Origin of the sequence: Limosilactobacillus reuteri, assembly GCF_020785355.1 — a bacterium.
Taxonomy (GTDB): domain Bacteria; phylum Bacillota; class Bacilli; order Lactobacillales; family Lactobacillaceae; genus Limosilactobacillus; species Limosilactobacillus reuteri_I.
Genome location: NZ_JAJGVH010000025.1, coordinates 1 through 358, shown reverse-complemented (window position 1 = coordinate 358; position 358 = coordinate 1). Strand labels below are relative to the sequence as shown.

Genomic DNA, 358 nt, shown 5'->3' with positions numbered 1-358 from the left:
AGATGCTCTCCCAACTGAGCTAATCCTCCAAAAGTGACCCGTGCGGGATTTGAACCCACGATACCAGCGTGAAAGGCTGGTGTCTTAACCACTTGACTAACGGGTCATAATAACGGAGAGTAAGGGATTCGAACCCTTGATACAGGCTTTAACCCGTATACATCATTTCCAATGATGCTCCTTCGGCCAGCTCGGACAACTCTCCAATATCCAAGCCCTGGCACAATTAAGACCAGGTGCCAAAGCTTGATCTTGCGTGGCAACGTCCTATCCTCGCAGGGAGCGATCCCCCAACTACTTTCGGCGTGTTGAAGCTTAACTTCTGTGTTCGGCATGGGTACAGGTGTATCCTTCAAGC

Annotated in this window: 2 tRNA genes and 1 rRNA gene; all 3 read right to left on the bottom strand. The window is 50.3% G+C overall.

What is annotated here, in order from left to right:
* Positions 1-34 precede the first annotated feature (34 nt).
* Positions 35-106, bottom strand: a tRNA-Glu gene (locus tag LMB56_RS00180).
* Between the two features lie 7 nt (positions 107-113).
* Positions 114-205, bottom strand: a tRNA-Ser gene (locus tag LMB56_RS00175).
* Between the two features lie 49 nt (positions 206-254).
* Positions 255-358: ribosomal RNA gene (gene rrf, locus LMB56_RS00170) — 5S ribosomal RNA — on the bottom strand; the annotation flags it as partial.